This is a genomic window from Pseudolysinimonas sp. (assembly GCF_049651805.1).
In the GTDB taxonomy this organism is placed as follows: Bacteria; Actinomycetota; Actinomycetes; order Actinomycetales; family Microbacteriaceae; genus Pseudolysinimonas_A.
The window spans coordinates 1-26690 of record NZ_JBASCU010000025.1; the positions used below are offsets into that span (position 1 = coordinate 1).

Annotated in this window: 24 protein-coding genes; 17 read left to right on the plus strand and 7 right to left on the minus strand. The window is 68.8% G+C overall.

From position 1 onward, the window contains the following. Window positions 1–206 precede the first annotated feature (206 nt). Window positions 207–1574, minus strand: coding sequence for an NAD-dependent succinate-semialdehyde dehydrogenase (locus tag WBL06_RS06160; protein WP_424455098.1), 1368 nt, complete (start codon window positions 1572–1574; stop codon window positions 207–209). A 78-nt stretch (window positions 1575–1652) separates the two neighbouring features. Between WBL06_RS06160 and WBL06_RS06165 the strand changes: the two genes are divergently transcribed. The 4 genes from WBL06_RS06165 (at window position 1653) to WBL06_RS06180 (ending at window position 6115) form a co-directional block, all read left to right on the plus strand. Continuing rightward, on the plus strand, window positions 1653–2813 hold the full coding sequence (locus WBL06_RS06165; RefSeq protein WP_424455099.1) for an acyl-CoA dehydrogenase family protein: 1161 nt from the start codon (window positions 1653–1655) through the stop codon (window positions 2811–2813). Window positions 2814–3025: 212 nt separating this feature from the next. Beyond that, window positions 3026–4018 (plus strand): SIS domain-containing protein, encoded by a 993-nt coding sequence (locus WBL06_RS06170; protein WP_424455100.1) that lies wholly within the window; start codon window positions 3026–3028, stop codon window positions 4016–4018. 7 nt (window positions 4019–4025) lie between these two features. After that, window positions 4026–4892 (plus strand): PfkB family carbohydrate kinase, encoded by an 867-nt coding sequence (locus WBL06_RS06175; RefSeq protein ID WP_424455101.1) that lies wholly within the window; start codon window positions 4026–4028, stop codon window positions 4890–4892. Window positions 4893–4963: 71 nt separating this feature from the next. After that, on the plus strand, window positions 4964–6115 hold the full coding sequence (locus WBL06_RS06180; protein ID WP_424455102.1) for a LacI family DNA-binding transcriptional regulator: 1152 nt from the start codon (window positions 4964–4966) through the stop codon (window positions 6113–6115). Here WBL06_RS06180 and WBL06_RS06185 read toward each other — a convergent pair. Then, window positions 6093–6836, minus strand: coding sequence for a GntR family transcriptional regulator (locus tag WBL06_RS06185; RefSeq protein WP_424455103.1), 744 nt, complete (start codon window positions 6834–6836; stop codon window positions 6093–6095). The two genes, WBL06_RS06180 and WBL06_RS06185, sit on opposite strands and share 23 nt — an antisense overlap. A 369-nt stretch (window positions 6837–7205) precedes the next feature. Between WBL06_RS06185 and WBL06_RS06190 the strand changes: the two genes are divergently transcribed. The 6 genes from WBL06_RS06190 to WBL06_RS06215 are packed head-to-tail and all read left to right on the plus strand — an operon-like array spanning window position 7206 to window position 13206. Next, window positions 7206–8474, plus strand: a complete 1269-nt coding sequence (locus WBL06_RS06190) for an ABC transporter substrate-binding protein (protein WP_424455104.1) — start codon at window positions 7206–7208, stop codon at window positions 8472–8474. Window positions 8475–8488: 14 nt separating this feature from the next. Further along, window positions 8489–9460: a carbohydrate ABC transporter permease gene (locus tag WBL06_RS06195; protein WP_424455106.1), complete on the plus strand. Its 972-nt coding sequence runs from the start codon at window positions 8489–8491 to the stop codon at window positions 9458–9460. Then, window positions 9454–10314: a carbohydrate ABC transporter permease gene (locus WBL06_RS06200; RefSeq protein ID WP_424455107.1), complete on the plus strand. Its 861-nt coding sequence runs from the start codon at window positions 9454–9456 to the stop codon at window positions 10312–10314. Before WBL06_RS06195 ends, WBL06_RS06200 begins: the two co-directional genes overlap by 7 nt. Beyond that, complete coding sequence (locus WBL06_RS06205) at window positions 10314–10973, plus strand: HAD family hydrolase (RefSeq protein ID WP_424455108.1); 660 nt, start codon at window positions 10314–10316, stop codon at window positions 10971–10973. The genes WBL06_RS06200 and WBL06_RS06205 overlap by 1 nt, the downstream gene beginning before the upstream one ends. 2 nt (window positions 10974–10975) lie before the next feature. Continuing rightward, entirely contained in the window at window positions 10976–12025 is a 1050-nt protein-coding gene (locus tag WBL06_RS06210; protein ID WP_424455109.1) for a Gfo/Idh/MocA family protein, read from the plus strand. After that, window positions 12022–13206 (plus strand): NAD(P)/FAD-dependent oxidoreductase, encoded by a 1185-nt coding sequence (locus WBL06_RS06215; RefSeq protein WP_424455110.1) that lies wholly within the window; start codon window positions 12022–12024, stop codon window positions 13204–13206. Before WBL06_RS06210 ends, WBL06_RS06215 begins: the two co-directional genes overlap by 4 nt. Before the next feature lie 24 nt (window positions 13207–13230). On the opposite strand, the gene WBL06_RS06220 is transcribed toward WBL06_RS06215, so the two are convergent. Then, window positions 13231–14022, minus strand: coding sequence for a PfkB family carbohydrate kinase (locus WBL06_RS06220; protein WP_424455111.1), 792 nt, complete (start codon window positions 14020–14022; stop codon window positions 13231–13233). Next, the gene (locus WBL06_RS06225; RefSeq protein WP_424455112.1) at window positions 14022–15062 is read right to left on the minus strand and encodes an SIS domain-containing protein; all 1041 of its coding nucleotides are present in this window, start codon (window positions 15060–15062) and stop codon (window positions 14022–14024) included. The genes WBL06_RS06220 and WBL06_RS06225 overlap by 1 nt, the downstream gene beginning before the upstream one ends. A gap of 89 nt (window positions 15063–15151) precedes the next feature. Between WBL06_RS06225 and WBL06_RS06230 the strand changes: the two genes are divergently transcribed. The 6 genes from WBL06_RS06230 (at window position 15152) to WBL06_RS06255 (ending at window position 20512) form a co-directional block, all read left to right on the plus strand. After that, window positions 15152–16078 (plus strand): ribokinase, encoded by a 927-nt coding sequence (locus tag WBL06_RS06230; protein ID WP_424455113.1) that lies wholly within the window; start codon window positions 15152–15154, stop codon window positions 16076–16078. Between the two features lie 10 nt (window positions 16079–16088). Further along, on the plus strand, window positions 16089–16763 hold the full coding sequence (deoC, locus tag WBL06_RS06235) for a deoxyribose-phosphate aldolase (RefSeq protein WP_424455114.1): 675 nt from the start codon (window positions 16089–16091) through the stop codon (window positions 16761–16763). Between the two features lie 83 nt (window positions 16764–16846). Then, complete coding sequence (locus WBL06_RS06240; protein WP_424455115.1) at window positions 16847–17404, plus strand: OsmC family protein; 558 nt, start codon at window positions 16847–16849, stop codon at window positions 17402–17404. A gap of 16 nt (window positions 17405–17420) precedes the next feature. Continuing rightward, window positions 17421–18683 carry an NAD(P)-binding domain-containing protein gene (locus tag WBL06_RS06245; RefSeq protein ID WP_424455116.1) on the plus strand — a complete coding sequence of 421 codons (1263 nt, stop codon included), beginning with the start codon at window positions 17421–17423 and terminating at the stop codon, window positions 18681–18683. 99 nt (window positions 18684–18782) lie between these two features. Continuing rightward, entirely contained in the window at window positions 18783–19580 is a 798-nt protein-coding gene (locus WBL06_RS06250; RefSeq protein ID WP_424455117.1) for an SDR family NAD(P)-dependent oxidoreductase, read from the plus strand. A 35-nt stretch (window positions 19581–19615) separates the two neighbouring features. Further along, window positions 19616–20512 carry a 2-hydroxyacid dehydrogenase gene (locus WBL06_RS06255; RefSeq protein ID WP_424455118.1) on the plus strand — a complete coding sequence of 299 codons (897 nt, stop codon included), beginning with the start codon at window positions 19616–19618 and terminating at the stop codon, window positions 20510–20512. Between the two features lie 95 nt (window positions 20513–20607). Here the strand turns inward: WBL06_RS06255 and WBL06_RS06260 are convergent, their stop codons facing one another. Beyond that, window positions 20608–21861 carry a hypothetical protein gene (locus WBL06_RS06260; RefSeq protein ID WP_424455119.1) on the minus strand — a complete coding sequence of 418 codons (1254 nt, stop codon included), beginning with the start codon at window positions 21859–21861 and terminating at the stop codon, window positions 20608–20610. A 121-nt stretch (window positions 21862–21982) separates the two neighbouring features. On the opposite strand from WBL06_RS06260, the gene WBL06_RS06265 reads away from it, so the two are divergent. After that, window positions 21983–25711 carry an AAA family ATPase gene (locus WBL06_RS06265; RefSeq protein ID WP_424455143.1) on the plus strand — a complete coding sequence of 1243 codons (3729 nt, stop codon included), beginning with the start codon at window positions 21983–21985 and terminating at the stop codon, window positions 25709–25711. Between the two features lie 247 nt (window positions 25712–25958). On the opposite strand, the gene mscL is transcribed toward WBL06_RS06265, so the two are convergent. Both mscL and WBL06_RS06275 read right to left on the minus strand, forming a co-directional pair. Beyond that, complete coding sequence (mscL, locus tag WBL06_RS06270) at window positions 25959–26387, minus strand: large conductance mechanosensitive channel protein MscL (protein ID WP_424455120.1); 429 nt, start codon at window positions 26385–26387, stop codon at window positions 25959–25961. Next, window positions 26384–26689: an FmdB family zinc ribbon protein gene (locus tag WBL06_RS06275; RefSeq protein WP_424455121.1), complete on the minus strand. Its 306-nt coding sequence runs from the start codon at window positions 26687–26689 to the stop codon at window positions 26384–26386. The genes mscL and WBL06_RS06275 overlap by 4 nt, the downstream gene beginning before the upstream one ends. Window position 26690 lies beyond the last annotated feature (1 nt).

Here is a 26690-nt window from a genome sequence, read left to right on the forward strand (position 1 = left end):
CCTGAACGCGCACAACGACGAACCACGCCCACTCGTCTGGACCGCCTCAGCAGAATCCATCCTCGAGAAAGTCGCCCGCGGCCGAGTCGCCCTCAACCAGGCACCCAAAACCGGGACACACCACTAGCAGGTGCGTTCGAGCCCGGATACTCCCAATTGATGGTGGGGTGAGAGAAGATGCCCCGCCAGTGGCTCGCTGCGGTGGCTCACCCGCCGATGCGGATCATCTTCTTGTTGACGAACTCTTCGGCACCGAGGCGGCCCAGCTCGCGACCCGAGCCTGAGCGCTTGACGCCGCCGAACGGCAGTTCGGCGCCATCGGCGAGCACGATGTTGATCCACACCATGCCCGCGTCGATCTGGTCGGCGACGCGCATAGCCTGCTCGTGGTCGGTCGTGTAGAGGTACGAGCCGAGGCCGAACGGGGTGTCGTTCGCGAGGCGAACAGCCTCCTCTTCGGACGACACCTTGTAGACGGCGGCGACCGGACCGAAGAACTCCTCGTGGAACGCGTCCATGTCGGGCGTGACATCGGTGAGCACGGCGGCCGGGAAGAATGCCCCGTCGCGCGTTCCCCCGGCGACCAGGGTGGCACCCTGCTCGACCGCGCGGTCGAGCTGTGCCTGCAGGCCCTCCGCAGCCGCGAGCGATGAGAGCGGGCCGAGGGCGGTGTCCGCCGAGGTGGGGTCGCCGGGCGTGGCCGCGGTGAGCCCGGCGGTGAACTTCTCCAGGAAGGCGTCGTAGAGGTCGTCGATCACGATGAAGCGCTTGGCGCCGTTGCACGACTGACCGCTGTTGTCGAGCCGGGCGCCCACTGCGGCCTCGACCGCGGCATCCAGATCGTCGGTGCTGAGCAGGATGAACGGGTCGGAGCCGCCCAGCTCGAGCACCACCTTCTTGAGGTGGCGACCGGCGATCTCGGCGACCGCGGCCCCGGCGGCTTCTGAGCCGGTGAGCGACACCCCCTGCACGCGCGGGTCGGCGATGACGGATTCCATCTGGCTGCTCGAGGCGAACACGTTGACGTACGCCCCTTCGGGGAACCCGGCGTCGAGGAAGATCTGCTGCATCGCGGCGGCCGACTCGGGGCACTGCGACGCGTGCTTGAGGATGATGGTGTTGCCGATCACGAGGTTCGGACCGGCGAACCGCGCCACCTGGTAGTAGGGGAAGTTCCACGGCATGATGCCGAGCAGAACACCCAGCGAGCTGCGGCGGATGAAGGCGGAACCCTCACCGTCGAGCAGGTCGATCGTCTCGTCGGCGAGAAAGCTCGGGCCGTGAGTGGCGTAGTACTCGTAGATCGCGGCCGCGAAGTCGACCTCGCCGAGCGCCTGCTCGATCGGCTTGCCCATCTCGCGCACGATGATGTCGGCGAGTTGCTGCCGCCGCTCGGTGTGCAGGTCGGCGACCTTCTGGATGAGGGCGGCGCGTTCGGCGGCGGTGCTCGACCGCGACCACTCGTCGTGTGCGGCGGCGGCCTTGTCGACCGCGGCAGCCAGGTCCGCATCCGAGATCGTCGGGTAGGTGGCGACAGATTCTCCGGTTGCGGGGTTGACGACTGCGTAACTCATGGGCTTCCTCACATCGGGGACTTTGGTTAGAGCGTACGCATTCCGCTGCCCATCGAGCACAAGTGCGAGGCTGAGGGCATGCCCGATCCCCATGACTTGCTCTCGATCGATTCGCTGCTCACGAATGAAGAACGAGAGCAGCGGGCCCGCGTGCGGGAGTTCGTGGATGCCGAGGTGCGACCGCGCATCGCCGAGTGGTACGAGGGGGCGACCTTCCCCGTCGAACTGGTGCCGCGGTTCGCGCAGCTCGGGCTCCTCGGGATGCACATCCAGGGATACGGCTGTGCCGGCCGGAGCGCCGTCGAGTACGGCTTGGCCGCCGCCGAACTCGAGGCGGGCGACTCGGGACTCCGCACCTTCGTCTCGGTGCAGGGCTCGCTGGCCATGACCGCGATCGCCAAGCACGGCACCGAAGAGCAGAAGGACCAGTGGCTCCCGGGCATGACGGCGGGGGAGGTGATCGGATGCTTCGCGCTGACCGAGCCGAACTCCGGCTCCGATCCCGGCAGCATGACGACGTTCGCGCGCCGCGACGGTGACGACTGGGTGCTCAACGGCGCCAAGCGCTGGATCGGGTTGGCGAGCATCGCCCAGATCGCTGTGGTCTGGGCGCAGACGGATGACGGCATCCGCGGATTCCTCGTGCCGACCGACGTGCCGGGGTTCACCGCGACGCCGATCGCTCCGAAGCTGTCGATGCGCGCCAGCATCCAGTGCGACATCGAGCTCGCCGACGTCCGGATTCCCGGCGACGCACTGCTACCGGGGGCCCAGGGTCTGCGGGCGCCGTTCGCGTGCCTGAACGAAGCCCGCTACGGGATCGTGTGGGGCGTCATGGGGGCGGCGCGCGACAGCTACCGCGGAGCCCTGGAGTACTCGAAGCAGCGGCTGCAGTTCGGAAAGGCGCTCGCCGCCTTCCAGCTGACGCAAGCGAAGCTGGTCGACATGGCGCTTGAGATCGAGAAGGGTCTGCTGCTGGCGCTTCACCTGGGGCGCCGCAAAGACGCGGGCGAACTGCAGCCGCACCAGATCTCGATGGGCAAGCTCAACAACACCCGCGTCGCGATCCAGATCGCGCGGGATGCCCGGGCGATGCTCGGTGGCAACGGTGTCACCCTCGACCACTCACCGATGCGGCACGCCAACAACCTCGAGTCGGTGCGCACCTATGAGGGCACCGACGAGGTGCACACGCTCGTGCTCGGCGAGGCCATCACCGGCATTGCGGCGTTCCGATGAGCGCCTAGTTGACGTGCCCCCTTGCTCGAAGGCGCCGCATGAGGGTGCGGCGGCGCTGACTCGGTCGAAGCGAGCGGGCCGGGCCGTACAAGGCGGAGTCGTGCAAACCTTGTCGGACAACCGTCCGAGCTTGACCCTTCGATTGTAAGCATGCAACGATAACGGTGGTGATACCGGTATCACCCCATTCCAATGACGAAGAGGATCCAGCCGTGCTGAAGTTCGATGAAGAAGAATTCACCGCTCAACTCTCGAGTGCTGCTGCGCTCCGACCGGGGATCGAAGCGCTGATCGCGGAGCTGGATGGGAAGATCAAGAACGTTTACTTTCTGGGCGCTGGCGGCTCGTACGCCGAAATGATGCCGTACGCGTTGCTACTGCAGACGAAGTCCACCCTGCCCGGCGCCGCCGTCATCGCGCAGGAGTTCGTCCTCGCGCCCGACCGGAGTTTCGGGGAGGGTTCGCTCGCCGTGTTCGTCTCGGCAACCGGGTCGACTCCCGATGTCAACACGGCGATCGAGTGGGCGAAGGCGCAGGGGGCGATCACGGTCGGGTTCACCGGCGAGGCCGAGAGCCCGTTCGCGACATCGCTCGACCACGTCTTCCTCTCCACCGCACGCTCCTACGACATCCAGCTGCTGCTTCTGGTGACAGCACTGCTTCGCGCCCGCGGCGAATTTCCCGACTACGAGAAGCTCGCCGATCAGCTGGCGACGCTGCCGAAACTGATGGTCGGCGTCGCGAGGCAGGCCGATTCGAAGGCCTCGGTCTTCGCCAACAAGCACAAAGACGTGGAGTACATCTTCGTCGTCGGCTCCGGGAACGTGTGGGGATACGCGTACCTGTACTCGATGTGCGTGCTCGAGGAGTGCCAGTGGCTGCACACCACTCGGGTGCATGCCGCCGAGTTCTTCCACGGCTCACTCGAGCTGATCGAGCGCGACACGACGACGCTCCTCTTCTTCGGCGAAGACGAGACCCGGCCACTGATGGACCGGGTACGCGACTTCGTCGAGCTCTACTCGGACGACGTCACGGTCTTCGACACGGCGGACTACGCGCTTGAGGGCTTCGACCCCGCATTCCGCGCGCTGATCTCGCCGCTCGTGATCGGCACCGCCGCGAGTCGCCTCAGCGCCCACCTCGAGCTAGTTCGCAATCATCGCTTGGACGTGCGCCGCTACTACCGCGTGGTCGAGTACTGACGTCGCCGTGAAGGTACTCGGATTCGGTGACAACGTCATCGATCGATTCATCGACCGGGGGGTCGACTACCCGGGGGGCAACTGTCTCAATTTCGCCGTCTTCGCGCGAGAGCGCGGGGCCGAGGCAGCGTATCTGGGCGCGTTCGGATCGGATGAAGCCGGGGCGTTCCTCCGGTCCGAACTCGCGTCGATGGGGCTCGACATCTCCCGCTGTGTCACTCGGGAGGGCGAGACTGGGATCGCCATGGTGGAGGTCGTCGACGGTGATCGGATCTTCCGAGGCGGCAATGACGGCGGAGTCACGGTTCGCGAGCCCGTCGTGCTCGACGACGCGGCGGTGAGCTACGTGGCCGGATTCGACCTCGTGCACTCCAGCGTCTACTCAGCGTCGGAGACCGAGGTGCCGACTCTGACGGGTCTGGACGTTCTCGTCTCGTACGACCTGTCGAGCGAGGAGGGCTTTCGCACGTCCGAGTATCTCGACCCGCTTGCGCGACACCTCGACCTGGCCCTGTTGTCCTGCTCTGATCTCGGCGAACGCGAGACGGATGATCTGCTGCGCGCCGTCGTGGGCGCTGGTGCGAGCATGGCGCTCGGCACTCGCGGCGACGCGGGCGCGATGCTCTTCGACGGGTCTCGCACCCACCAGGTGGCTGCCGTGCCTCTCGACCCCGAACGGGTTGCCGACACGATGGGCTGCGGGGACGCGTTCCTCGCGGCGTTCGCTTGTTCGCTGCTCGAATCCGGCTGGCGAAAACGGGTGATACCCACGGCGGAGTCGCTCGCGGCGGCACTCCGGGCAGGGGCGGCGTTCGCCGCGGCACAGTGCTACGTCGAGGGGGCGTTCGGCCATGGGCGTCGCACCCCGACGTGAACCCAGCTAGCGCAGGATCGGTCCGTGGCCGGCCATCGATCCGCCGCGCGCGATTCCGATAGGTTGGCGAAATGGCAGCACATCGCCAAGATCCCGCGGTGCCTGCCCGCAGAGCACGATCCGCGGCGCCGGCAACCATCGCGGAAGTCGCCGCCGAAGCGGGCGTGGGCAAGGCGACGGCGGCGCGGGCGCTCGGAAACTACGGTGCGGTGAGCCCCGACGCACGTGCCCGCGTGCTGGCTGCCGCCGAGAAGCTGCGATACCGACCCAACAGCCTTGCGCGGAGCATGACGACCGGCGTCACGCAGACGATCGGGGTGATCGTCGCCGACATCAGCAACCCCTTCTTCGCCGGCGTGATCCGGGGCATCGCCGACGCCCTGGACGCGACCCAGTACACCGCGATCGTCCTGAGTGCCGATGAAAAGCTGGCGAAAGAGAAGGCGGCGGTCGGCGTGCTGATGGACAAGCAAGTCGACGCGATCATCCTCGCGTCAGCCGCGCTGCTGCCGGATCAGACCGAGCACATTCTCGAGGCGATGAGTCGCAACATCCCCATCGTGTTGATCGACCGCAAGGTGCGGGGTCTCGACTTGGATGCCGTCGTCATCAACAACCGCGAAGCTGCACGCGACGCCGTTCGACGCTTCGTCGAGCTCGGTCACCGCCGCATCGGATTCGTCTGGGGGCCGGCGGTACGCGACGGCGCCAGGGATCGGGCGGGAGTCCTCGCGGCGGCGGAGATCCGACTGTGGAGCGAGACCGAGCGGCTGCGCGGGTACACCGAGGCCCTCGACGAAGCCGGCATCCCGTTCGACCCGGTGCTGGTGACCAGTTGTGATCACAACGAAGAGGCCACCGTCGGTGCTTTCGGCGCGATGCTCGCCCTGCCCGACCCGGCGACGGCCGTTCTGACGACGGAAACAGACGCGCTGGTCGGTACCCTTCGCGCGATCAGGGATGCCGGGCTGAAACACCCCGACGACATCTCGATCATCGGATTCGACGATAGCTCGTGGGCGAGCGTCATGGCCCCGCCCCTGACGATGATCGCGCAGCCGATGCTCGAACTCGGCCGAGCGGCGGCCCGGCACGCTCTGGCCCGGATCACGGGTGACGACTTCGATGTCGTGGTCGAGACCATCCCCGCGGCGCTGGTCCCGCGGGCATCTCTCGCGCCGCCTCGCGCCCCGGCAGGTGTCACCGCTGGCGGCGGACGTTGAACCCGATCATCGCGCTGCGGTGGTAGTCGGCAGCGAGCATGACGCGCCTGGCGGAGCGCGTGAGACAGGTCTCGGTGATGAGCAGCCAGGGGCCCAGGCCCACGAGCTTGTGTCGGCGCGCGATCTCGATCGGCAGGTCGACGGCACTGATCCGGGCCATCGAGGAGGTTACTGACTGGCCCGAGGCGTCGAGCGCCTCGGTCAGCGGGGCCGACCAGTCGCGATGCGTGAGGGGCCCCGGGAGCGCCTCGCGGAGCACGTGGTTGACGCTGAAGACGAGCGGCTCGCCGTCGCCGAATCGAAGTCGTGCGAGACGGATGAGCGGGGTGCCGGCGGCGACCGCCAGATCGCGTGCCTGTTGAGGATCGGCGTCGACTTCGGTCACGGAGAAGACCGATGTGGTCACCGAGTACCCCAGTCGCCTCAGCATGTCTGTGACGCCTTCGTACCGCGTGATAGGACGCTCGACGGCGGCAGCGGCACCCGACGAGACGAAGCGGCCGCTGCCCTGGACGGCGTCGACGAGACCTTCTTCCTCAAGCTGCTTGAGCGCTTCACGCACTGTCGAGCGCGCGACGCCGAATCGCTCCGCGAGTCGCGCCTCTGTCGGGAGCCGGTCACCGGGGCCCAAGCCGTCATCCGTGATCAGTTGCGCGATCGCCTGGCGCAGCGAGTGGTTCGATGCGCGACTCCAGCTCGCGTTGGTGCCGGGCTCGCTCATCGCGTCGGCCGCTGAGCCGGATTCTGGGTCATGCCGTCCATCTTGACATCTCGCAATTGTCCGACAACTCCCGACGTTGTGCGACCTCGTGCTGAGCGGAGCCACAGTGACAAGCCCGCGATCCTAGGCGGCAACGACCGGCCCCATTTCCTTGATTTTACAGGCAACTGTGCGTGGTCAGCGACCTCGGAACGCGCGCGTGACGCTCGTCAAGCGCGAATGAGTGGGTTCTGGCCGGTTGACACCGGTATCAACCCCTACCTAAACTGCTCGCACGCGCCAACGGGCGCGCACACAGTACACAGAGAGGTGGGTTGTGGCATGCGAATTACCAGGCGAAGCGCGCTCCTAGCAGGAGCGGTCGGAGCAATGCTCTTTCTCAGCAGCTGTTCGGGCGAAGCCCCCGGAGGTGGCACCGGATCCGTCGATCTCGACGATGTCGAATACAGCGGCACGATCTCGATGGTGAACAAGTTCTCCGACCCCAGCGTGTCGGGCTACTTCGTCGCGATGGCGGAAGAATTCGAGGCCGCGCATCCCGACGTCACGGTCGAGGTGCAGCAGGAATCCGACCAGGGATACAAAGACAAAATCAAGGTGCTGGCGTCGTCCAACAGCATCCCCGACATCTATTTCGCGTGGCCCGGGGCGTATGCCAAGCAGTTCGTCGACGCCGGCCTCGCGCTCGACCTGACGTCGGTGCTCGGAGAGGGCACGGAGTGGAACGAGACCTTGGTGCCCGGCGCCGTCGGTGCGGGGGTCTACGACGGCAAGAACTACGGTGTGCCGATCGACCTCGACGCGAAGTTCATGTTCTACAACATGAAGATCTTCGAAGAGAACGATCTGTCGGTGCCGACGTCGTTCGACGAGTTCCTGGAGGTCTGCGACGCCCTGAAGGGCAACGGCATCACCCCGGTGAACTTCGGCAACAAGAACGGCTGGCCGGGCTTGCACTATGTGACCCAGCTGAACGCCTACAACGTGCCGGCCGCGACGCTCGAGGCCGACTACTCGACCGACGACGCGTCGTACACGGATCCCGGCTATGTCACGGCTCTGGAGCAGTTCACCGAGGTGATCGATCGATGCACCGACACGGGGGACGGCGGCAACGGCATCGATCACACCGATGCGCAGGTCGGCTTCGCCGCGGGCAAGTCGGCGATGATGTATCTCGAATCGCTGGAGATCGGGTTGCTCGAGGGCACCCAGCTCGACAGCGATGGCTACGGCCTCTTCCAGCTGCCCGCGGATAGCGGGGCGAAGGGCGACCCCGGGGCCCTGGTGGGTGCGCCCGACCTCTTCCTGGTGAACCCGAAGTCCGAGAACCCGGCACTCGCCGTCGCCTTCCTCAAGTTCATCGTCTCGAAGGAAGGTGCGGAGAAGATGCCCGAGCTGATGAGCGGCTATCCGAGCCCGGTCAAGGATTCTCTCGACCCGGCGACGACTCCTCAGATCATCGAGGCGATGCAGAAGTTGGGGGAGGCGTCCAGCCTCGCCATCTGGCTCGACACCGTCGCGCCACCTCCGGTTGCGCAGGCCTACCTGGCCGGTGGCGAAGCGCTGGTCGGGGGAACGGGCACGCCCGAAGGCGTGATGGAGTCGGTGCAGCAGGCAGCTGCCGGACCGCAGTGAGCTGAAGCACGACCGTGAAGAACGTCACCGACACCGAAGCACTGCTCGTTCAGGAGAGCGGTCATGTCGTGGGTCGGCGGCGACTCGCCGGCCGTCGGTCGCCCCGTGGGGTGATCGGCGGCTGGCGTTCACTGCTCTGGGTGCTCCCGGCTCTGCTGCTGGTCGGAGTGTTCGTCTACTCTCCGCTGCTGCAGAACATCTACCTGAGCTTCTTCCGGTGGTCGGTCTTTCAACCCGTGCCGGAATTCGTGGGGGGCGCGAACTACGCCCAGGCGGCACGGGATCCGATCTTCTGGCGATCGATGTTCAACAACGCGGCGTATGCCGTCGTCTCCCTGGTCTTCCAGGTGGCCGGCGCGCTCGTGCTGGCCGCACTGGTCGAGACATTCGTGCGCAGGTGGGGCGGCATCCTTCGCGCCATCTACTTCATCCCCGCGGCGATCTCGCTGACGGTTGCCGGCTTGCTGTTCTACTTCCTCTACCAGCCGCAGACCGGCTTGCTGAACGAGTTCCTGCGCAGCGTCGGTTTGGGGGACGTCGCGCAGGCGTGGCTCGGCCAGGAGTCGACGGCGATCTGGGCGATCATCGCGATGAGCCAGTGGCAGAGCTTCGGGTATACCACCCTGTTGTTCTCCGTCGCGATTCAGCGAATCCCGCGCGAGCTCTACGACGCCGCCGATCTCGATGGCGTCGGCCCGATCCGCAGGATCTTCAGCATCACCGCCCCGCTCGTGCGAGAGATGACCACGCTGCTGGTCATCGTCACCATCACCGGCGCATTCCAGGTCTTCAACGAGGTGATGGTCATGACCGCCGGCGGGCCCAACAACAGCAGCCAAGTGCTGGGTACCTGGCTCTACCGGGCGGGCTTCATCAACAACGAGTTCGGCTATGCCGCGGCCATCGCGACCGTGGTCTTCACGATCACGATCCTGCTGGCGGTGCTCCAACTTTGGATATCGCGACGGAGGCGAGTCGAATGGTGACGAGTTCGGCCCCCACGAGGATGACCGGCGCCGGTTTCGCCCGAACGCTCCTGAGGCTGATGGTCTGGGGCCTGCTGCTGTCGGCCGCGATCATCGTGATCGTTCCCCTGATCTGGATGGTAGTCAGCAGCTTCAAGGTCAATCAGGAGTTCCTCGCCGACCCGTTCGGCCTGCCGAGCACCTTCTTCTGGCAGAACTACGTGGATGCCTGGAACCTCGGTGTCGGCCAGTACATGTGGAACAGCGTGATCGTCACCCTCGCATCGATCGTCGCGACGACGCTGATAAGCGCGTGGGCGGCCTTCGGTCTGACCAAGATCGAGATCCCCTTCTCGCGACCCGTGCTCTACCTGATCGTCGGCGGCATGATGCTCGCGCCGACCGTCGCGCTCATCCCGCTGCTGCGCATCCTGCAGACCCTCGGGATCTACGACACCCTGCTGGGCCTCACGGTGTTGTACACGGCGTTCCGGATTCCGTTCACGACCTTTCTGATCCGGTCGTACATGGTGGATCTGCCGCGCGAGGTCGACGAGGCCGCGCTACTGGACGGATGCTCGAGGCGGCAGCAGTTCTGGCGACTGATCCTGCCGATGTCGATGCCGATCATCGTGTCCGCCGTGATTCTGCAGTGCCTGTTCGCGTGGAATGAGTACCTGTTTGCGTTCATCTTCGTGAGCAGCGACGCGACGATGACGCTGCCCGTCGGACTCGCGAACCTCGCATCGAAGTTGTCGACCAACTACCCGATGATCTTCGCCGGAATGACGCTCGCATCCACGCCGATGATCGTGTTCTTCTTCGCCGCCCAGCGCTTCTTCGTGCGCGGTCTGTCCGAGGGGATCGGCAAGTAGTGGGTGCGGCCCTCCCACGAGATCCCGACCTCATCATCTTCGACTGCGACGGCGTGCTCGTCGACAGCGAGACGCTGTCAGCGCAGGTCACCCAGCGGGTGATGGCCGACCTCGGATGCGAGCTCTCGCTCAGCGAGACCCTCGAGCACTTCGCCGGCTCATCGACCGAAGTCTTCCACGCGCGGGCGGCCGATCTGCTGGGCCGCACCCTAGAGGCCGATTGGGATCGCGAATACGCGACCTGGTACGAAGACGCCCTCCGCACCGGCCTTCAACCGGTGCCCGGCATCCACCAGGCGCTGAGCGAATTGTCGCACCCGCGTTGTGTCGCCTCGAACAGCAGCCACCAGCGGATCCGCGCGAGCCTCGACGCGACCGATCTGCTCGCCCACTTCGGCGATCGCATCTACAGCGCGCAGGATGTCGAGCGCGGTAAGCCCGAACCCGACCTCTTTCTGTTGGCGGCCAGCCGAACGGGGGTCGAGCCGGAACGCTGCGTGGTGGTCGAGGACAGTGTCTTCGGGGTGCGTGCCGCGCGGGCGGCCGGGATGCGAGTACTCGCGTTCGCCGGTGTGACGGCGGCCGGACGCCTCGCGGGTGAGCGGACGGTCGTCTTCGACAGCATGGCCGACCTGCCCCGGCTGATCGGGACGGTCTAACCATGGCAGGACAGGTCGCGTCGCCAGAACCGATTCGCACGGCGATCGTCGGGTTCGGGGTGTCGGGGCGGGTTTTCCACGCTCCGTTCATCGCAACGCATCCTTCCTACTCCCTCGACGTCATCGTGACCGCTGACCCCGGGCGCGCGGGCGAGGCGAAGCTGCTCCACCCGGCGGCGTCCGTGGTGAGAGACGTCGACGCCGTGCTCACGCGAGCGGCCGATCTCGACCTGCTCGTCGTGGCGACTCCTCCGGCGAGCCACCACGCCATAGCGGCGGCCGCCCTCGAGGCCGGGCTCGACGTCGTGGTGGACAAACCCTTCGCCGTCTCGGCCGCGGCGGCCCGCGACCTCACCGACAGAGCGCAGCAGCTCGGCCGCCTCCTCACCGTGTTCCAGAATCGCCGCTGGGACGGTGACTTCCTGACCGTGAGGCGGCTCATCGATGCGGGCGACCTGGGCGAGGTGCGCCGATTCGAGTCGCGCTTCGAGTGGTTCAAGCCTCAGCCGCGTCCCGGCTGGAAGAGTGAGTCGTCTGCGGCCGAAGGCGGCGGCATCCTGTTCGATCTGGGCGCCCATCTGATCGACCAGGCACTGCAGTTGTTCGGCCCCGCCGCGGAGGTGTACTCCGAGCTGGCCACCAACCGCACAGGCGGGATGGCCGACGACGATGCCTTCGTCGCCCTGCGGCACAACTCAGGCGTCATCTCTCATCTGTGGATGAACTCGATCACGCCGCAGTTCGGGCCGCGCTTCCGTGTGCTCGGATCGGCCGCTGGCTTCACCACCTGGGGCCTCGACGGGCAAGAGGCCCACCTGCGCGCGGGAGGTTCACCAGAGGACGACACCTACGGGATCACCGAGGAGGCACGGTGGGGGTTGCTTGGCGTCGAAGGCGCAGTCGCTCCATATCCGACCGCGCACGGCGACTACGGCGCCTTCTACCGGGGGCTCGTAGCCGCCATTCGCGAGGGCGCGCCACCGCCCGTCGACCCGGTCGACCCGACTCTCGTTCTCGACCTGATCGACCGGATCCACGAAGGAAGGCCATGACCGCTCACCGTTCCATCCCGCACGTCGCCGTGATCGGCGCCGGAATCCTGGGTGTCTCCACCGCGGCCCATCTCGCACGGTCGGGGGCGGCCGTCACGCTCATCACGTCGGGCGTCGTGGCTGATGGCGCGTCGGGGCGCTCAATCGCCTGGCTGAACTCCTCGGGAGAACGCTCCGAGGCGTACCACTACCTGCGGCTGCTGGCCATCGACCGCTACCGCACGTGGAGTGCGGTCCGGCCGCACAGCGCGCGTTATCTGCGCTTCGACGGCGCCCTGAAATGGGCCCACTCCGACGAGAGCTTTCGCGACACCTTCGCGTATGAGCGTTCCCGAGGTTACGACGCCGTGTGGCTCGACCGTGCGGGGGTCTCTCGGCTGACGGCCGACGTCAATGCCGACGCCATCGCGGCAGAAGGCGCGATCTACAACCCGGGCGAGGGCTGGGTCAACCTGCCCGACCTCATCGCGGCACTTCTCGAGGAGGCTGTCGCCGACGGCTTGCAGCTGCTCGAACGCGCGGGTCGGTCGCGGGTGGCCGTCGAGGATGACGCAGTCACGGGTGTGATCCTGGGCGACGGCCGGCACCTCGCAGCAGACCGGGTGGTGCTCGCGACGGGAGGCGACGTGCCGCGTCACCTCGCGGAGCTGGGTGTCACCGTTCCCGACGCCACCCCGGCGGCCGCCGTGGTGATCACGAAACCTGTCGATGCGCCGGTGCGCACGGTGCTCAACACTCCGCGGGTCGCGCTCCGGCCCGCCCCGGGCGGCCGGCTCGTGCTCGACGCCGGCTGGGCTGCGCGCTCGATCGTCGTCGACGAGGATGGTTCGCTGCGTGTTCCCGACGACACGGTGAACGGCCTGCTCGCGGAGGCTTCCCGGGTGCTGGCCGGCCGGCCGGCGCTCGTGGCCGATCGGGTGGCGACGGGGCTGAAACCGATTCCGGGCGACGGCGAGCCCGTCGTCGGACGCGTCCCGTCGATCTCCGGACTCTTCACGTTGTTCACCCACTCCGGTGCGACACTCGGACTCGTGCTCGGCGAGCTCGTCGCGGAGGAGATCCTGACCCAGACCCCGTCGCCCGTGCTCGACGCATTTCGGGTCGATCGGTTCGCGGGTGCAGCGCGACCGCCGACGGCCGGCACCGGGGCGTGGACGCCGGCGACGTCGACGTCGGCGTGACGGACCCGACCGGTCGCCGGTTGTTCAGCGCTGCGGCCAGCCTCCGAGATGGCCGCAGGTCGCTGCGGCCAGGTGAGCGCCCCTGTTCATGCTTTCGATGATGCCGCGACCGCGCGCGCGAGAGGCGATGAAGCCGGCGATGAAGCTGTCTCCCGCGCCGGTGGAGTCGACGACCGTGGTCGGGATCGCCAACTGCGACAGCCAGGTGGTGCCGTCGAAGGCGATGGCGCCCGCCGCCCCACGCGTGGTGATCGCGAGCGCGACGCCGTCGCCGACCATCGCCGCCGTGCGCGTTCTGTCGGCTGCGATATCCGCGCTGCCGGGGAGGAACGCGACGTCGATCGGGCCTGCTTCGGGGCTCACCGCCAGATCCTGACTGATCAGGATGTTCGGTCGCCGGCGGCGGAGCCGCTCCGCGAGACGCGGCGCGTCGGGGAGCATGCCGATGTGCACCCACTCGTGTTGCGCGATCCGTTCGAGTTCGTCGGTATTTGGGAGGTAGTGCGCCGTGACCCCGAAATCCTCGCTTACGAAACGCCGGTCACCGTCGGCGTCCCGGCTGATCACGGTCAGCGCCGTCCGGCCCGTCTCGACTCGCAGGCCGTCGGTCGGCAGCCCGGTTGATTCGATGGCCGCTCGCACCACCACGCCGTCGGCGTCGTCGCCAATGGGGCCGAAGTAGCGCGCGTCGCATCCGGCTCGCAACGCCTGAACGGCGACGTTGAGCGCGTTGCCTCCGACCAGGTCGGCGTCGTCGGCGTCGCGAAACCGGTCGATGGTGTTGTCGCCCACCGCCGCGATGCGCGGCTCGCCCATCAGTAGTCGATGCGGCGGTAGTACCGTCGGGTCGTCAGCGGATGATCGCGCAGCACTTCGAGGTGGGCGCTGACCCGCTCCAGCAGCGCCGCATGGATCACGGGTACGACCAGCTCGCGGGTCGCGGCCGAGACGCCCGCGAGTTCGACCTCGGCGGTGTCGAGCACCGTGACCTCGCCTCCGACCGTCGGCACGAACGACCGCACGCGCTCGGTCAGCGCGCGCGTCGGGCCCTCACCCGCGAGCACGAGCACGCTGACGCCGGCCTCCACGAGCTCGAGCGTGCCGTGGAAGAAGTCGCTCGCATGCACCGGTCGGGTGCGGATCCACTGCATCTCCTCCAGAATGCACATCCCGTAGTAGTACGCCTCGGGCCAACTCGCTCCCGCACCTGTGATGATGTGCCACGGGTTCGCGGCGATGGTCGCGGCGAGCGCGGGCGCGCGGTTTTCGAAGCTGCTCTTGGCCGCGAGCAGTGCGGCCGGGAGCAGCCGGAGTTCGGCCATCACCCGCTCGCGTTCCCCGTCGGGCAGCTCGCCCGTCAGCTCCCGCACCGAGAGTGCGATCGCCAACGACTGCAAATAGAACGACTCGCAGGAGGTGTCGTCCTCGGCGAAGTTCGTGAACGTGGCGTCGGCGCTCGTCGCAAGCGGGGAGTCGGCGTGGCCGGTGAGTGTGATGACGAAGGCGCCCTGAGCGCGCGCGAACTCGAGGGCGGCAATGCTCTCTTTCGTCGTGCCTGAGAGCGAGGGGATCACGACCACCGTGTTCGCATCGACTTGCGCGGAACCTGTCACGACCAGCTCGGCCGGTAGGACGCCGAACACCGGAAACCGCGAGGAGCGCTGCAACAACTCGACCGCGGGCTGCATCAGGATTCCTGCACCGCCCGACCCGGCGAAGACCAGCCGGTTCGCGCCGGCCGCAAACCGTTCGCGCAATGTCGCGTGCAGCGGCCCCGCCTGCGCGACCGCCCCCTCTTGGATGCGCAGGTATCGGGGTTCGTCAAAGTTCAGCATCGCCACTCCATTGTCTGACATCAGGAATGGTTGTCAGACAAGCATATTTCCCCCGCCCGTGCAACTTGGCGTCGCCACCTCCTCGCCGCGGGAGCGCCTAGCATGGCGCCATGCCGAAGGTGGCTCAAGGTGGCGAGATCAGCGTTGCGGTCGCCGGCGGGTACGGCGTGGGGCTGACGATGCAGTTGCCGCGGTTCCCGCAGCCCGGCGAGACCGTGACTGACGGCGTGCTCAGCAGCGGCCACGGCGGCAAGGGGTCGAATCAGGCCGTGGGCGCGGCGCGCCTCGGTGCCGACGTGAGCTTGCTCACCGCCGTCGGGGAGGATGCGGCGGGTGCGGATGCCGTGGCGATGTGGGCAGAAGAGGGCGTCGACGCCGACGCGGCGCTGCGAAGCCCGGCAGCGACGATGACCGGGTTCATCCTGCTCGATGCCGCGGGCGAGAACTCCATCGCGATCGCCCCCGGTGCCCTCGACCTCCTGACGGTGGAGCACGCCGAGGGCTTCCGCAGTCGGATCGCCGCCGCCGACATCGTGCTCGTGTCGCTTGAGATCCCCCTCGCCGTTGCTGCACGGGTGCTCGAGATCGCGACCGAGGAGGGCGTTCCCACCATCCTGAACCCGGCTCCCGCGCGGGGGCCGCTGCCGGCATCCGTCTGGCGTCACATCACGTACCTCACCCCGAACCGCTCGGAGGCGCTCACCCTGCTCGGCGGGGAGGAGCGGATGCCGGCGCAGCTTGCCGACGACCTGCATCGTCTCAGCGGCAGCACCGTGGTCATGACTCTCGGCGGGGACGGCGCGATCGTCGCCTCCCCCGACGGCCAGGTCCCGATCGATCCGGTGCCCGCGAGCGCGGTGGTCGACACGACGGGTGCCGGAGATGCCTTCAACGCGGCGCTCGCCGTCGCGCTTGCCGAGGGTGCCGGGCCGACGGCTGCCGCGACCTGGGCTGCGCGGGCCGGGAGCCACGCGGTCGCTCACCCCGGTGTGCTGCCGGGGCTGCCCACGAGGACCGATCTCGGCGAGCTGCCGTAGCCTTCCTCCCATGACCTCGGACTTGGCGCCCTCCATCCAGCACACCTTGATCGAGGTCGGAATCACCCGCGACCGCATGATCGCCCACTGCGAGGAGGCCGTGGCGTACTCCTTCAATGCCGCGATGGTGCCCGGGTCGTGGGTGCCCCTCGCCGCCGAGGTTCTGGCCGGCACCGGCATCCCGGTGGCCTCGGCTCTCGACTTCCCGACCGTCGGGGTGATGACCAGTGCCGGCAAGGCGGCGGAGGCTGCCGAGCTGGTGCGTCTCGGCGCGACGCAGATCGACATCGGTGTGCAGATCGGCTGGCTGAAGAGCGGGATGTTCGACGCGTTCCGGGAGGACATCGCCGGGGTGGTGCGCGCGTCCGGGGTTCCGATCAAGGTGATGCTCGAGCTGCCGCTTTTGACCGAGGCGGAGAAGGAGGCGGCCGTCGAGCTGTCCGTCGAGGCGGGCGCCGCGTTCCTGAAGAACGCGAGCAGCGGGCAGATCGAGACCGCGAACGTGGACAGCATCCGGTACCTGGTCGAGCGCGCACCGGCCGGAGTCAAGGTGAAGGCGTCGGGTTCGATCAAGAGCCTTACGCAGGCCCGCGAGTTGCTCGCCGCCGGCGCCGTGCTCCTTGGAACAAGCGCGGGCGTCGCGATCGTCTCCGACCGAGCCGACGGCGATACGGCCAGCTACTGACCTGAAACGTGGCGTAACAACCGGCATTTTGCGGATGTCGGCGGCGTAGCCTCGCGGTGATCCCGATCCAGAAGGAGAACCCCATGAGCACCACCGCCACCGCCGACAACGGAGTCAACACCGAGGCCCTCCTCGGGGCGCGCGACGCGCTGCGCGAGGCCCCCGAGGCCGCGCAGTTCACCTGGAAGGCGACCTCGGAGTGGATCCGCGGCACGCACTCCCGTCAGACCATCGAGCACTTCAACGGCCTCGGCGCCGGCCAGAAGCACGTCAAGGCGTTCGTGCTCGAGGGCGACCACCCCGAGGTTTTCGCGTCGGAGGACAACGCTCCGACCCCGGTCGAGACCGTTCTCGCGGCGCTCGCCGGCTGTCTGACCGCCGGCGTTGCCGCTGTCGCGCAGAACCGCGGCATCCAGCTCAAGAGCGTCAAGGCCACCGTCGAGGGCGACCACGACATCCTCGGCATCCTCGGCGGCGACCCCGAGGTGCGCAACGGCTTCAACGACATCCGCGTGAACTTCGACATCGACGCCGACGCGTCGAAGGAAGACATCGCCGCACTCGTGGCGCAGTCGCAGAAGCGCTCGGCCGTGTTCGACGCCCTCACGAACCCGACCAACGTCACGGTCAGCGTTTCCTGAACGGCGCGTTTCCTAGGTGACAACCCGCACCACCGTCGTCATCATCGGGGCCGGGCACTCCGGCCTCGCCATGAGCCGCCGCCTCACCGAGCGGAGTATCGACCACGTCGTGATCGAACGCGGTGAGGTGGCGAATTCGTGGCGGCGCGACCGCTGGGATTCGCTGCGTCTGCTCACCCCCAACTGGCAGAGCGGTCTTCCCGGGCTCGATTACACCGGCCCCGACCCCGACGGCTTCATGACCTCACCCGAGGTCGCCGATCACCTCGGGGCGTACGCGCGCGCGATCGAGGCGCCCGTGCGCGCGGGAGTCACAGTCACTAGCGTTGCTCCTGCCGAGGGGGGCTACCGGGTCACGACCGACGACGGCGAATACGAGGCGGATGCGGTGGTGCTCGCGAACGGCGGCAGCGGCATCGCGAACCTGCCGCCGGTCGCGGACGGCGTGCCCGCCGGCATCCTCTCCCTCACCTCGAAGACGTACCGGTCGCCGGAGTCGCTCGCCGAGGGTCGGGTTCTTGTCGTCGGGGCGTCGGCCTCGGGGACGCAACTCGCCGACGAGATCGCGCGCGCCGGGTTCGAGGTGACGCTCGCCGCGGGCGAGCATGTGCGGATGCCGCGCAGCTACCGCGGTCGCGACATCTTCTGGTGGATGGATGCCGTGGGCGTTCTCGACGAGCGCTATGACGAGATCGACGACATCATCCGCGCCCGCCACGTGCCGTCGCCGCAACTGGTCGGCAGCGACGACCACCGCACCGTCGACATCGCGTCGCTGCGTGCGAAGGGGGTGCGGGTGGTCGGCCGGGTCGGGCGCATCCACGACGGCGTCGCCCAGTTCTCGGGCGGCCTTGCCAACACGGTGCGACTCGCGGATCTCAAGCTCGATCGGCTGCTCGACCGTTTCGACGCCTGGGCTGAGACCGTCGACGACGGTTTCAGCGAGCCGACCCGTGCGGCCCCGACCGTCGTGGACGATGCACCGCTGCTCGAACTCGATCTCGCTCGCGAGAACGTGGGCACGATCGTCTGGGCGACCGGGTACCGCCCCGATTACTCGTGGCTCGACGTGCCGGTGCTCGACTACAAGGGGCGGCTGCCGCACGAGGGTGGCGTCGTCACGAAGTCGCCGGGCCTGTACGTGATGGGCACCTCTCTTCTGCGGCGGCGTCGGTCGACGTATATCGGGGGAGCGGCGCAAGACTCCGAGGAGCTCGCCGAGCACCTCGCCGGGCATCTCGCCGGTCGCAGCGCGCGTTCCGTCGACGCCGTCGCCTGAGCCCGCGGGACATTGGTCCCGCCGCTCGCGGACCGGCGGCTTCTAGGTTGGAAGCGACAAAGTCGCTGACCGCCTCGAGGGGCGAAAGAGGAGCCGATCGTGCAGATCGCAGGCAAGGTGTTCGTCGTCACGGGCGCGGGCAACGGAATCGGTCGCGAGGTCGCGCTCGCTTTGCTGGCCAAGTCGGGCCGGGTCGCCGCCGTCGACCTTCGCGAGGAGGGCCTCGCCGAGACCGCGGGGCTGGCCGCCGCCGGAGATCGACTCTCGACGCACGCGGTCGACATCTCCGACCGCGCGGCGGTCACGAAGCTGCTGGGCGCCGTGCAGAAGGCGCACGGCGCGGTCGACGGTGTGGTCAACGTGGCCGGCATCATCCATCAGTTCAAGCCGATCAGCGAGCTCACGTTCGACGAGATCGAGCGCGTGATGAACGTCAACTTCTGGGGCACCGTCAACACCGTCAAGACGTTCCTGCCCGCACTGCTCGAGCGTCCGGCGGCGAGCGTCGTCAACGTGTCGAGCATGGGCGCGCTCGTGCCGTTCCCCGGTCAGAGTGCCTACGGTGCGTCGAAGGCGGCCGTGAAGCTGTTCACCGAGGGGCTTTACGCCGAACTCCGTGGCACGAGTGTCGCCGTGACCGTCGTGTTCCCGGGCGCTGTCGGCACGAACATCACCGCGAACTCCGGCGTGCAGATGCCGGGAGCGGCTGCGGGAAGTGCCGCCATGAAGATGACGACGGCGGTGAGCGCCGGAGCGCAGATCGTCGAGGCGATCGAAAAGGGCAGCTACAAGGTGCGCATCGGCGGCGACGCCAAACTGCTCGACCGGATGTCGCGGCTCATGCCGCAGCGCTCGACCGGCATCATCGCCGACCAGATGAAGAAGGCTATGGGGTGAAGAGGGCGCAGGGCTGATCCGGCTACGGTCGAAGCGTGCGCATCACCGTTCCGACCGAAGAGCTTCTCGCCCGGCTCGCCGATGCGGCCGAGGTCGCCGTCTGGGATCTCGCGTCGCCCGCGCCCTGGCCCGCGATCGACATCGTCGTGCCGCCGTACATGGGCTTGGCCGACCGGCTCGCGGCGCTTGAGGGTGTCGAGGTGCGTCTCGTGCAGAGCCAGAGCATCGGCTACGACGGTGTGCTCGAACGGCTCCCAGCGGGGGTGGCGTTCGCCAACGCGGCCAGCGTGCACGAGGGTCCGGCGGCCGAGATCGGGATGGCGCTGCTGCTCGCCGCGCAACGCGACCTGCCGCGCTTCGTGCGCCAGCAGGACGCCCAGACCTGGCGCGGCGGATTCACCCGGGGGATGCACGGGCTTCGTGTCGTCGTCCTCGGGGCGGGTGGGCTCGGAAACGCGATGTACGACCGGCTGCTGCCGTTCGGCGCCCGGCCCGTGCGAGTTGCCCGGTCGCGTCGTACCGACGAGCGCGGTGAGGTCGCGGCGCTCTCTGAACTGCCCGGGCTGCTCGCCTCGGCGGATGCCGTCATCGTCTGTCTCCCGCTCGACGATTCGACCCGCGGGTTGGTCGATACGGCGTTCCTCGCGGCGATGCCCGACGACGCCATCCTCGTCAACATCGGGCGTGGCGCAATCGTCGACACCGACGCCCTGGTCGCCGAACTCACGGCCAGGCGGCTGCGGGCCGGGCTCGACGTCACCGATCCGGAGCCACTGCCAAGCGGCCATCCGCTGTGGAGCGCTCCTGGTGTGGTGATCTCCCCGCACGTCGGCGGGGCGGTGACGACGATGCCGGATGCCGTGGAGGCTCTCGTGCGCCGTCAGATCGCCGCGCTCTCCGCTGGCTACGAGCCGGTCAACCTCATCCGCTGACCCACCTCGGCTATCCGCGACTTTTCGCGCTGACGAGGCGTCGATCTGGACGAAAACTCGCGGATGGAGGCGGTGGCGCGAAGCGCTCGGGAAGGTCAGCGGCCGGCGTAGCGGGCGAGGTCGTCGGCGTCGCGGGCGCGGTTCTGCGCGCGGCGGGCGGCGTCGAGGGCGGCGACCGGGTCGGACTCGTTCTCGGCGATGACGAGTTCGCGCTTCGCCTCGGCGAGCTTGGTGCGCGAACCCGCACCTCCGCCGCGGGAGCCGATGAAGTCCTCGACCGAGCTGATCTGGGCTCGAGCTGAGACGAGGGCGCCGGCGAGGGCTCCGCGAGCGCCATCGAGGCGTCGCTGCTGGTTGCGGGCTGCCGAGACGGCGACGTCGAGGGCGTCGTCGGCATCCACGAGCCTGTCGAGTTCCGCGACCGGGTCGCGCCGGCCTGCACCGCCGACCGCCGCGAGTTCGGACTCGAGGGCGGCGATCGCGTCGTTGACGGCGGCCGACGAGTCGGGGTCGGGCGGGGCGTCGCGCAGGGCCCGGGCCTGCTCGAGAGCCTTCTGCTGCTCGGCCGCGAGCGTCGCGATCTCGGCAACCGCAGCAGCGAGCTCGTCGCGGCGGCGCTCGATCGCATCCAGCAGGGTGGCCGCCTCGCGGCCGCGGCGCTGGGCGGTATCGAGCGCGTCGCTGACGGCGGTGACCCGGCTGGCGGCGATCGCCGCGTCGGCCTCGTCGGCGGCGGTTCGGGCGGCAGCTACCGCCTTCACGGCGGCGTCGATGTTGTCGGCGACCGGAGCCACGGCGGATTCGACATACGTCTTTCGCAGGTCGGCGAGCACCTTCTCGGCGGCAGGAGTGCGCGTTTCGACGGCCGAGAGCTGCGCGCGGATGAGCTTCAGCGTCTCGGGCGCACTCGCCTCGCTGCGGCGCAGGTCGGCGAAGCGGGCGGCCTCTGCCTGCACGGTCTCGCGGGCGCGGTCGGCGAGGGCGCGGATGCTCTTCGCCCAGCCCTTGCGCCGGTTCTCGCCCTCGGGCTCGGCGTCGTCGAGGCGGTTCTGCAGCGCGAAGGCCTTGTCGAGGTCGGCGCGGGCGGCCTCAAGAGCGCGGGAGAAATCCCGCGTGCGGTCCTCACCGAACTGCGCGACGGCGAAGGCGAGATCGTCGGCCGCCGCGCGGACGGCGTCGTCCGCACGCACCAGCGCCACCCCGGCATCCGTACGCCCCGGAAGCGGCGCCTTCGCGGTGCGGCGCGCACGGCGGGTGAGGAGTACGACTCCGGCGACCGTCAATGCGGCGAAGGCGACCACCACGGTTCCGCCGGCGGTGCCGAGGACCGTCACGATGTCGGGGGTCACAGGCACTGATTCTAGGTGGAGACGGGTTGCGGAAACCCCGCCCTACCTCCCTGGAAACCCGAGGATCTCGTCTTATCGTGGCGATGTGCGGCATGCCGATTGGCGGGAGGACGACCTCGGGATGGACGAGGACGAGTTCGACGCTGCCCCCGGGCGCGAAGATCCGTCGCGCCCCGAGTTGAACCCGGTGGACGGCGCGAGCGACTGGCGGCGCGGGGATCCGGCCGCCCCGGTGCGCGAGCACTGGCGGGCCGAGTTGTCGCGCGTCGGCGGTCACTCCCCGTTGCTGCACTTCGTCGACGACCCGACGACGCGCATCGAGCTCTCGACGACCCACCCCGGCGGCCTCGCGCGATTCATCACGGGAGCGAGCACCTTGCTCTCCCAGCTCATCCGCGACGACGTGGCGCTGCGGGCGGCACGGCTCGCCGCTGACCGCATCGCGGCGAAGGGCCTCGAACTCTCGAGCACGCGGGGGATCGACGCCATCCGACTCGGCATCGGCGTCGCCACCTGGTCGGGAGTCGACGGAGAGTACTGCGCGCCGATTCTGCTGCGCCCGCTCGCGATCCGCCGCTACGGCCGCGACGTCGAACTCAAGCTCCGGGGTGAGCCGGTGCTCAACCCCGCTCTCGCCCGCGCCCTCGAGGAGCAGTTCGGCATCACCCTCGACGCGCGCGCGTTCGTCGCGCTGAGCGACAGCGATGGCACGTTCAAGCCGAACGCCGTCATCGACCAGCTGCGCGCGCTCACCGGTCACGTCTCCGGGTTCGGCGTGCAGCCGCGTCTCATCGTGTCGGCGTTCGCCGAAGTCGCCGACGCCCTGGTCGCCGACGCCGTCGGGCTCGAACACACCGTGCTCGACGCCCTCGCCGGCAACCCGACCGCGAAGTGGGCGCTCGACGAGGGCCAGCATCCGGTCGAGGTCATCGGGGCCGATCTGCGCGACCCGTCGACCGATTCGCTGCTGCTGGATGCCGACGGCGAGCAGGAGCACGTCATCGCGCAGATCGCGGCGGGCAATTCGATCGTCGTGACGACGATGCCCGGCACCGGCGGCACCCAGACGATCGTCAACGCGCTCGGAGCCCTCATCGGGCAGGGCAAGCGCGTGCTCGTCGTCAGCCCGCGCCGGGGTTCGCTGACCGGCATCGCGCGTCGGTTCGCCGATATCGGGCTGCCCGGAGTCGCTGTGTCGCCGCGCAGCCTGCGCCGTGACCTCTTGCGCGCCATCTCGCGCAACGAGCGGGCGGTCGCGCCCGACGTCTCGGACGTCGACGAAGCGCTCGTGCGGCTGCGCTCGGTGCTGCTCGACTACCGCGAGGCGCTCACCCGCCCCGATCCCGTGCTCAGCGTGTCGGTGCTCGACTGCGTGACCGAGCTCTCCCGGCTCGCGCTGCTGCCGCATCCGCCGGCTACGACCGCGCGCCTCGACCGCGCCACCGTCGAGCGCCTCGCCGCGAACCGCGCACCGGCCGCCGCGACGATGGTCGAGGCGGCGAAGCTCGGTGAGTTCCGCTACGGACCGGCCGATTCACCCTGGTACGGCGCGACCTTCCGCAACGGCGATGACGCCGCGGCTGCGCACCGACTGGCGAAGCGCCTGCACGCCGAGTCGGTGCCGTGGCTGCTGGTGCGCGCGCAAGAGCTGATCGGTGCGACGCGGATGCGGCCGTTCGAGTCGATCGCGGAACTCGGGGTGTACCTGCGGCTGCTCGCCGACATCCGCGACACCCTGGATCGCTTCGTGCCCGCGGTGTTCGACCGCTCGCTCGCCGAGCTCATCGCGGCCACCGCCCCGCGCCGCGAAGCTCCCGAGATGAGCGCGGGCGACCGGCGCCGGCTGACCCACCTCGCGAAGGAGTACGTGCGCCCCGGGATGCACGTGCGCGACCTGCACGCGGCGCTCGACGCCATTCAGCGGCAGCGCATCCTCTGGCAGCGGTTCGTCGCCACCGGCGTGACCCCCGAGGTGCCGACCGGCATCGCCGACGTGCAGGCCGCCTGGACGCAGGTCGCGGCCGACCTCGAGCAGCTCGATGAGCCGCTCGGTCGCACGACCCGCGAGACCTCACTCGTCGGGCTGCCGCTGCACACCCTCGGCGAGACGCTCGGCGGGCTCGCCGCGGAATCCGATGCCCTCGCCAACCTGCAGGAGCGTGCCGAACTCGTCGGCGTGCTGCGTGCGCTCGACCTCGACGCGCTCATCACCGACCTGGCCAACCGGCACGTCGCCGAGGAGGGCGTCGCCGCCGAGCTCGAGCTGGCGTGGTGGCGGAGTGCCCTCGACTCGCTGCTTCAGAACGAGCGCGCGCTGCTCGGCGCGAAGACCGACGTGCTCGAACGCCTCGAAGCCGACTTCCGGCTCGTCGACGACGCGCACGTCGCGGGTAGCGCGCAGGGCCTCGCGTTCCGGCTCGCGGACGGCTGGAAGCTCGGACTGCTCGACTGGCCCGACGAGGCTGCGGCGCTCAAGGCGGCGTTGCGGGCCGATGACATCGACGCCGCAACCCTGCACCGCGCCGCCCCGCACCTGTCGCGCGCACTCGCCCCGGTGTGGATGGCGTCCCCGTACGAGATCGACTCCGTCGCGTCGGAGATGAGTTTCGACACGGTGGTGATCGTGGATGCCGGCGCCCTGACTGTCGCGGAAAGCGTCGGGGCCATCCGGCGGGCGAAGCAGGTCGTCGCCTTCGGAGACGTCGTGACCGAGACGCCGGCCGCGTTCTCGATCGGCGTGGAACCGCTCGACGCCGAGACCGACGCGACCGCCCCCGACGCCCGGGCACTGGAAGAGCTGCATTCCCGCTCGGTGCTGGCCCGGCTCGGCGAGGTGTTGCCCCGACTCACGCTCACCCGCTCGTATCGCGCGGGCGGCGAAGACCTCGCCCAACTGGTCAACCGACGGTTCTACGGCGGCGCGATCGACGCGCTCCCGTGGGCCGGCTCGTTCCTCGGCCACGGCAGCCTCGTGCTGGACTACGTCGCCGACGGCACCGGCATGCCCGATCCGGTCACCGGGGCGGTCGAGAGCGTGGATGCCGAAGTGAACCGCGCCGTCGACCTCGTGCTGCAGCACGTCGAGCAGCGTCCGCAGGAGTCGCTCATGGTCGTCACCGCGAGCGAGAAGCACGCCGCCCGGGTGTGGAAGGCCGTCGGCGAGGCGATGCCCGGCAACCCCGCGCTCACCGACTTCATCCTGGGCGACCGGGCGGAGCCGTTCGACGTGCTGACCATCGCGCGCGCGTCGGCGCAGAGCCGCGACAGGGTCGTGTTCTCGGTCGGCTACGGCCGCACCCCGCACGGCCGCGTGCTCAGCGACTTCGGCCCGCTCGGCAAGCCCGGCGGCGAGCGGCTGCTCGCGGTCGCCATGACCCGCGCCCGGCGCTCGCTCGTGATCGTCACCTGCTTCCGGTCGAACGACATCGAAGAGGGCCGCCTCGGGCACGGTGCCATCGCGCTCGCCGAGATCCTCGACGAGATCGCCGCCCGCCGTGCTGAGCCCCCGCTGCCCGACGACTCCGACCCGATGCTCGTCGACCTGTCGCGCCGACTCGAGGCACGCGGGTTGCGCGTCGCGCTCGGTCACCGCGGAAAGCTCGGCCTCGTCGCAGCCAACGGTGGCACGTGCGTCGTCGTCGAAACCGACACCGTGCTGCTCGGGCGGTCGCTGCGGGAATCCCTGCGCCTGCGGCCCGAAGTGTTGCGCCGGCTGGGCTGGCACTACGCGCGGGTGCACGCGTTCGAGCTGTTCAGCGATCCGGATGCCGTCGCCGACCGCATCGCGCGCACCGCCGGGCTCCAGGTCGCCACCGTCACCCAGGAGATCCCGGTCATTGCCGGACAGTGAGCCGGCATCCGTCCCCCCGCGGCGGCGTCGCCGACGGGTGACCACGGAGCCGCCCCCCGGCAGCGACCCGACCCCCGTCGAGGAGCCCGACCAGCATCCCGAGGGTGAGAACGACGCCCGCCTGCGCGACGACAAGCCCCCCCACTATTGACGACTTCGGTGGTCGAGTAGCCCGCAAAGCGGGCGTGTCGAGACCTCGGTGGCCGGGTCTCGACACGCGCCCTGCGGGCGCTACTCGACCACCGAGCTACTTCTGCTGGGCCTTCAGGAGGTCGCGGATCTCGGTGAGGAGTTCCTGCTCGGTGGGGACGGGCGCGGGGGCGGGCTCGTCCTTCTTCTTGCGCCCGAAGGGGTTCTTGCGCAGGTAGTTCATCGGCACGATCAGTGCGAAGTAGACGACGGTGGCGATGAGCAGGAACTGGATGAGCGCCGAGATCACGCGGCCCCAGGCCAGCACGATCGCGTCACCCGCGCCCTCCGACGACTCGGGGCGCAGCGTGATGCCCGCCCCGCTCAGGTCGTCGGCGTTGAAGAGCAGTGCGATGACCGGGTTGAGGATGCCCTCGACGAGTCCGGTCACGATCCCCGTGAAGGCTGCTCCGATGACGACGGCGACGGCGAGGTCGATGACATTGCCGCGAAGGATGAACTCCTTGAAGCCCTTGAACACGGTCACTCCTTACTGCTGGACGCCGATCCAGTCGCGGCGGCGGCCGCCGGAGCGGGGGTCGGAGTCGAGCCTGAAGTCGACGATTCACTCGAGGACGACGACGAGGACGAGGACCCATCCTTCTTCGCGGCCGCCCGGCTGTCGTTGCGGTAGAAGCCGGAACCGCTGAACGTCACCCCGACAGCAGAGAAGAGCTTGCGCAACCGGCCCTGGCACGCGGGGCATTCGGTGAGCGAGTCGTCAGTGAAGGCCTGCTGGATGTCGAACGCCGTCGAACACTCCGTGCAGCGGTAGGAATAGGTGGGCATG

Coding starts and splice junctions, on each gene's coding strand:
- WBL06_RS06215 (WP_424455110.1), top strand. CDS start 12,022: ATGACCGCTCACCGTTCCATCCCGCACGTCGCCGTGATCGGCGCCGGA.
- WBL06_RS06230 (WP_424455113.1), top strand. CDS start 15,152: ATGCCGAAGGTGGCTCAAGGTGGCGAGATCAGCGTTGCGGTCGCCGGC.
- WBL06_RS06240 (WP_424455115.1), top strand. CDS start 16,847: ATGAGCACCACCGCCACCGCCGACAACGGAGTCAACACCGAGGCCCTC.
- WBL06_RS06275 (WP_424455121.1), bottom strand. CDS start 26,689: ATGCCCACCTATTCCTACCGCTGCACGGAGTGTTCGACGGCGTTCGAC.
- WBL06_RS06180 (WP_424455102.1), top strand. CDS start 4,964: ATGGCAGCACATCGCCAAGATCCCGCGGTGCCTGCCCGCAGAGCACGA.
- WBL06_RS06185 (WP_424455103.1), bottom strand. CDS start 6,836: ATGAGCGAGCCCGGCACCAACGCGAGCTGGAGTCGCGCATCGAACCAC.
- WBL06_RS06225 (WP_424455112.1), bottom strand. CDS start 15,062: ATGTCAGACAATGGAGTGGCGATGCTGAACTTTGACGAACCCCGATAC.
- WBL06_RS06200 (WP_424455107.1), top strand. CDS start 9,454: ATGGTGACGAGTTCGGCCCCCACGAGGATGACCGGCGCCGGTTTCGCC.
- WBL06_RS06165 (WP_424455099.1), top strand. CDS start 1,653: ATGCCCGATCCCCATGACTTGCTCTCGATCGATTCGCTGCTCACGAAT.
- WBL06_RS06265 (WP_424455143.1), top strand. CDS start 21,983: ATGGACGAGGACGAGTTCGACGCTGCCCCCGGGCGCGAAGATCCGTCG.
- WBL06_RS06160 (WP_424455098.1), bottom strand. CDS start 1,574: ATGAGTTACGCAGTCGTCAACCCCGCAACCGGAGAATCTGTCGCCACC.
- WBL06_RS06190 (WP_424455104.1), top strand. CDS start 7,206: ATGCTCTTTCTCAGCAGCTGTTCGGGCGAAGCCCCCGGAGGTGGCACC.
- deoC (WP_424455114.1), top strand. CDS start 16,089: ATGACCTCGGACTTGGCGCCCTCCATCCAGCACACCTTGATCGAGGTC.
- WBL06_RS06220 (WP_424455111.1), bottom strand. CDS start 14,022: ATGGGCGAGCCGCGCATCGCGGCGGTGGGCGACAACACCATCGACCGG.
- WBL06_RS06210 (WP_424455109.1), top strand. CDS start 10,976: ATGGCAGGACAGGTCGCGTCGCCAGAACCGATTCGCACGGCGATCGTC.